4 protein-coding genes are annotated in these 6,580 nt (G+C 68.3%); all 4 read left to right on the top strand.

The window, feature by feature from the left end:
* Positions 1-183 (top strand): RICIN domain-containing protein (locus ABZ815_RS52465; RefSeq protein WP_357711020.1); only part of this gene is annotated, 183 nt, incomplete at its 5' end.
* 508 nt (positions 184-691) lie between these two features.
* Positions 692-3,412 (top strand): beta-L-arabinofuranosidase domain-containing protein, encoded by a 2,721-nt coding sequence (locus ABZ815_RS52460; protein ID WP_357711017.1) that lies wholly within the window; start codon positions 692-694, stop codon positions 3,410-3,412.
* Entirely contained in the window at positions 3,409-5,421 is a 2,013-nt protein-coding gene (locus ABZ815_RS52455; protein ID WP_357711014.1) for an RICIN domain-containing protein, read from the top strand. The genes ABZ815_RS52460 and ABZ815_RS52455 overlap by 4 nt, the downstream gene beginning before the upstream one ends.
* Before the next feature lie 15 nt (positions 5,422-5,436).
* Positions 5,437-6,580, top strand: a 1,144-nt coding sequence (locus ABZ815_RS52450; protein WP_357711012.1) for a non-reducing end alpha-L-arabinofuranosidase family hydrolase, incomplete at its 3' end; no start/stop codon positions are given.

Genomic DNA, 6,580 nt, shown 5'->3' with positions numbered 1-6,580 from the left:
TCCTGCTGGGGCGGCGACAACCAGAAATGGCGCCTCAACACCGACGGCACCATCACCGGCGTCCAGTCCGGGCTCTGCCTCGACGCCATCGGCGCCGGCACCGGCAACGGCACCGGGCTCCAGCTCTACACCTGCTCGGGCGGCACCAACCAGAAGTGGACCTACAACCCGGCCACCGCGTGAGCCGCACCGCCGGTCGCTCCGGCGCCCGGTGACCCGGACCGGCTCCAGTCGCTGACCGCACCGCCGCTGCGCCCCTCCCCTCGATGCAAGGCTCGGGGGGAGGGTGAGCCGCACCCAGGCCGCCCGAGCGGCGGATGTCCTTCTCGCCGCGCGCATGCCAGACGCGTCAGCCGGTTCGGAGGGGGCGCAGAAGAGCCGGGAGCATGAAACTTTCATCCGCACGAGTAGTCCAGAGCGATCCCCGCGCGGGCAAAGCTCCAGACGGGAACGCGTTCTGACGGAAACGCCCGGCCGGCGGCGAGCGGCGCTTGTTGACGCCGGACCCGACCGTCCGATGTACTCCGCGACAACTCCTCAACACAAGCGGGCGAGCAGCTTGCGAAGGTCAATGTTAGCGCTAACACTCGGAGTGGCGTATCTCCGCCTACGACCACCTCCAGGAAGGCTGCATCCACTGCGTACGTGACCTGCCACAGCCCTTCACCCCCCGATCCCCAAGGAGCTCCGCATGTCCTTGAGCCGTCGTCAGCTCTTCCAGGCCACGGGCGCGACCGCCGCGCTCACGGTCGTCGGCCAGGCAGCCGGCGCATCACCCGCCCTGGCCGCACTCCCCCAGGCCAGACCCGACATCGGCGTCTCGGCCTACGAGTTCGACCTCGGCCAGGTCCGGCTGACCTCCGGACGCCTGCTGGACAACCAGAACCGCGCTCTCGCCTACTTACGCTACGTCGACGTCGACCGGCTGCTCTACGTCTTCCGGGCCAACCACCGGCTGTCGACCGGCGGCGCGGCGGCCAACGGCGGCTGGGACGCGCCCGGCTTCCCGTTCCGATCACACGTTCAGGGCCACTTCCTGACGGCCTGGGCGCAGGCCTACGCCGTGCTCGGCGACACCACCTGCCGGGACAAGGCCACGTACATGGTGGCCGAACTGGCCAGATGCCAGGCCAACAACGGCGCCGCCGGATTCACCGCCGGCTATCTGTCCGGCTTCCCCGAATCGGACATCACGGCACTGGAGAACCGCACCCTGAGCAACGGCAACGTGCCCTACTACTGCCTGCACAAGACCCTGGCCGGACTGCTGGACGTCTGGCGGCAGCTCGGCGACACCCAGGCCAGGACCGTGCTGCTGGCCCTTGCCGGATGGGTGGACGCCCGTACGTCGCGGCTCACCTCCAGCCAGACGCAGGCCATGCTGGGCACCGAGTTCGGCGGTATGAACGCCGTGCTGACGGACCTGTACCAGGCGACCGGCGACTCCCGCTGGCTGGCCACGGCCCAGCGGTTCGACCACGCGGCCGTCTTCAACCCGCTCGCCGCCGGCCAGGACCAGCTCAACGGCCTGCACGCCAACACCCAGGTGCCCAAGTGGATCGGAGCGGCCCGCGAGTACAAGGCGACGGGAGTCACCCGGTACCGCGACATCGCCGCCAACGCCTGGTCCATCACGGTCGGCGCGCACACGTACGTGAACGGCTCCAACAGCCAGGCCGAGCACTTCCGCGCCCCCGGCGCGATCGCCTCCTACCTGACCAGGGACACCGGCGAGGCGTGCAACACCTACAACATGCTCAAGCTGACCCGGGAGCTGTGGCTGCTGTCCCCGAACCGGGCCGACTACTTCGACTACTACGAGAACGCCCTGCTCAACCACCTGATCGGCCAGCAGAACCCGGCGGACGCACATGGGCACGTCACGTACTTCACCCCGCTCAACCCCGGCGGACGGCGAGGCGTCGGCCCGGCCTGGGGCGGCGGCACCTGGAGCACGGACTACGGCTCGTTCTGGTGCTGTCAGGGCACCGGGATCGAGACCAACACCAAGCTGACCGACTCGATCTATTTCCACAACGGCACCACTCTGTACGTGAACCTGTTCGTGCCCTCCACCCTCGACTGGAGCGCGCGCGGCATCACGATCACCCAGACCACCTCCTACCCGGCCGGCGAGACCACGTCGCTGCAGGTCACCGGGAACGCGAGCGGATCGTGGACGATGCGCGTCCGCATCCCGGCCTGGACCCAGGGCGCGACGATCAGCGTCAACGGGGTCCAGCAGAACATCGCGACCACGCCGGGCAGCTACGCCGATCTCACCCGGACGTGGTCGTCCGGCGACACCGTCACCGTGCGCCTGCCCATGCGGGTGATCATGAAGGCCGCCGATGACAACCCCGGCGTGCAGGCCGTCACCTACGGTCCGGTCGTGTTGTCGGGCGACTACGGCGACACCGGCCTGTCGTCGGCCCCGGCCCTGAACCCCTCATCGATCACCCGGACCAGCGCCTCCTCCCTGACCTTCACGGCCACGGCGGACGGCGCGCCGGTGCGGCTCGGGCCGTTCCACGAGGCGTACGACCACAACTACGTCGTCTACTGGAACACCCAGGGCGCCACCACCACGGCGAGCTTCCGGCTGGTCAACGCGGCCAGCGGGCTGGTTCTCGGCATCCAGAACATGTCCACCGCCGACGGCGGCCCGGCCCTCCAGTGGACCGACAACGGCACCGCCGACCACGACTGGGTCCCGGTCGCGGACGGCAACGCCCTGCGGTTCCGCAACGTGCACAGCGGCAAGGTGCTCGGCGTCGAGAACATGTCGGCCGCCGACAACGCCCGGGTGCTCCAGTGGGGCGACACCGGCACCGCTGACCACCGCTGGACGGTCACCGACGTCGGCGACGGCTCGGTCAAGATCCGCAACGTCAACAGCTCGAAGCTGCTCGGCGTACAGAACGGCTCGACCGCCAACGGCGCCCAGGTGGTCCAGGTCCCCGACGACGGCAGCCCGGACAACCAGTGGCGGTTCGTGCCGAACGGCGCGCGACGCCTCCAGAACGTGGGCACCGGGATGGTGCTCGGCGTCACCGGCATGTCCACGGCCGACGGCGCGCTCGTCGTCCAGTGGGGCGACACCGGCACCGCCGACCATCTGTGGACCGCGATCGTCGACACCGGCGGCCACCTGCGGCTGCGCAACGGCAACAGCCAGAAGGTGCTCGGCGTGGAGAACATGGGCACCGCCGCCGGGTCGCGTGTCGTGCAGTGGACGGACAACGGCACCGCCGACCATCGCTGGCGGCTGCGCCACTGGGCGGGTGCCGCCTTCCGTGTGCAGTGCGCCAACGGCGGCCGGGTCCTCGGTGTGACGGGCACCTCCCAGGGCGCGCAGGTCGTGCTCGCAGACGACGACGGCTCGAACGACAATCTCTGGAGGTTCATGTGAGGCGCGTCCTCGCGGCCCTGTCGGCCCTGCTTGTCGTGGCCGTGGCACTCACCGCTCAGGAGGCGTCGGCCGCGACGGTCGACACCGGCATCTGGTACGTCCTGGTCAACCGCAACAGCGGCAAAGCCCTGGACGTCTACAACCTGTCCACCGCCGACGGCGGCCGCATCACCCAATGGACCAGGAACAACCAGAACCAGCAGCAATGGCAGTTCGTCGACTCCGGCGGCGGCTACTACCGGATCAAGTCCCGCCACTCCGGCAAGGTCCTGGACGTCTACAACTTCTCCACCGCCAACGGCGGCGCCATCGTCCAATGGGCCGACCTCAACGGCAACAACCAGCAATGGCGGCTGACCGACAGCTCCGACGGCTACGTGCGGCTCATCTCCCGCCACAGCAACAAGGCCCTGGAGGTCCAGGGCGCCTCCACCGCCGACGGCGCCAACATCGTCCAGTACGACGACTGGGGCGGCGCCAACCAGCAATGGCAACTCGTCCCGGTCACCGGCGACGGCGGCTACGCCAACCCGGTCGTCTGGCAGGACTTCGCCGACGGCGACATCATCCGCGTCGGCGACGCCTACTACTACTCGGCCTCGACCATGCACTACTCGCCCGGCGCGCCGATCCTGCGCTCCTACAACCTGGTCGACTGGGAGTACGCCGGACATTCGGTGCCGCGACTCGACTTCGGCTCCGGCGCCTACGACCTCAACGGCGGCCGGGCGTACGTCAAGGGAATCTGGGCCTCGACCCTGAACTACCGGCCCAGCAACAGCACCTACTACTGGATGGGCTGCGTCGAGTTCAACCGGACCTACGTCTACACCGCCTCCGCCGTGGACGGCACGTGGACCAAGCGCTCACAGATCAACAACTGCTACTACGATGCCGGCCTGCTGATCGACTCCGACGACACCATGTACGTCGCCTACGGCAACAGCACCATCAGCGTGGCCCAGCTCTCGGCCGACGGCCTCAGCCAGGTGCGCAGCCAGCAGGTGTTCCAGACGCCGAGCAACATCGGCACCCTGGAAGGCTCCCGCTTCTACAAGCGCAACGGCTACTACTACATCTGGCTGACCCGCCCCGCCAACGGCCAGTACGTCCTGCGCTCCACCTCGCCGTGGGGCCCGTACGAGATGCGCCAGGTCCTGCTCGACCTGCCCGGCCCCATCTCCGGCGGCGGCGTCCCGCACCAGGGCGGGCTCGTCCAGACCCAGAACGGTGACTGGTACTACATGGCGTTCGTCGACGCCTACCCCGGCGGACGCGTCCCGGCGCTCGCACCGATCACCTGGACCGGCGACTGGCCGAACGTGCAGACCGTCAACGGAGGCTGGGGAGCCGCCTACCCCAAGCCGAACATCCAGACCAGCCGCACCGTGGCGTCCATGACCGGCCCGGACACCTTCACCTCGGCCGCGCTCGGCCCTCGCTGGGAGTGGAACCACAACCCCGACACCGGCCGCTTCTCCACCGGCAACGGCCTGCGCCTGCAGACCGCGACCGTCACAGGCGACCTCTACAACGCGCGCAACACACTGACCCACCGCATCCAGGGCCCGTCCTCCACGGCGACGATCGAGCTCGACTACTCCCAGATGGCCAACGGCGACCGCTCGGGGCTGGCGATGCTGCGCGACCAGTCGGCCTGGATCGGCGTCAAACGCGACAACGGCGTCAACCGGGTCGTGATGACCAACGGCCTGACCATGAACGGCTCTTGGCAGACCACCGGCACCGGCACCGAGGCGGCGAGCGCGAACATCTCGGGCGGCCGGATCTGGCTACGGGTCAACGCCGACATCCGGCCCGGCTCCGGCAGGTCGGCCCGCTTCTCCTACAGCACCGACGGCAGCACCTTCACCAGCCTCGGCCCGGCCTTCACGTTGAACAACGCCTGGCAGTTCTTCATGGGCTACCGCTTCGGGATCTTCAACTACGCCACCCAGTCCCTCGGCGGCGCGATCACCGTACGCCGCTTCGACCTCACCACCCCCTGACCGAAAGGCGCAAACGTGAGACTCCGATTCCTGACCGTCCTGGCGACGGTGGCCACCTTACTGGTGAGCCTGTTCATCGCCACACAGCCCGCCGACGCGGCCACCGTCGACACCAACGCCTGGTACGTCCTGGTCAACCGCAACAGCGGCAAGGCCCTGGACGTCTACAACCTGTCCACCGCCGACGGCGGCCGCATCACCCAATGGACCAGGAACAACCAGAACCAGCAGCAATGGCAGTTCGTCGACTCCGGCGGCGGCTACTACCGGATCAAGTCCCGCCACTCCGGCAAGGTCCTGGACGTCTACAACTTCTCCACCGCCAACGGCGGCGCCATCGTCCAATGGGCCGACCTCAACGGCAACAACCAGCAATGGCGGCTGACCGACAGCTCCGACGGCTACGTGCGGCTCATCTCCCGCCACAGCAACAAGGCCCTGGAGGTCCAGGGCGCCTCCACCGCCGACGGCGCCAACATCGTCCAGTACGACGACTGGGGCGGCGCCAACCAGCAATGGCAGCTCGTCAAGGTCGACGGCGGCACCCAGAACCCGGGATGCGACCTTCCGTCGTCGTACCGCTGGAGCTCGACCGGCGCGCTGGCGACCCCGAAGTCCGGCTGGGTCTCGCTCAAGGACTTCACCGTCGCCCCCTACAACGGCAGGCATCTCGTCTACGCCACCACCCACGACACCGGGACGAAATGGGGCTCGATGAACTTCAGCCCCTTCACCAACTGGTCCGACATGGCCTCGGCCGGTCAGAACGCCATGTCCTCGGGCACCGTCGCGCCCACGCTGTTCTACTTCGCCCCGAAGAACATCTGGGTGCTCGCCTACCAGTGGGGCGGAACCGCCTTCTCCTACCGCACCTCCAGCGACCCCGCCAACCCCAACGGCTGGTCAGCCCAGCAGACGCTGTTCTCCGGCAGCATCTCCGGCTCCGGCACCGGCCCCATCGACCAGACCGTCATCGGTGACGACACGAACATGTACCTGTTCTTCGCCGGCGACAACGGCAAGATCTACCGGGCCACCATGCCCATCGGGAACTTCCCCGGCAGCTTCGGCACCACCTCGACCGTGATCATGAGCGACACGACGAACAACCTGTTCGAAGCCGTCCAGGTCTACAAGCTCCAGGGCCAGAACCGGTACC

Origin of the sequence: Nonomuraea sp. NPDC047529 (assembly GCF_040642995.1) — a bacterium.
Lineage (GTDB): Bacteria > Actinomycetota > Actinomycetes > Streptosporangiales > Streptosporangiaceae > Nonomuraea.
This window is presented reverse-complemented; position numbering and strand designations above follow the sequence as displayed.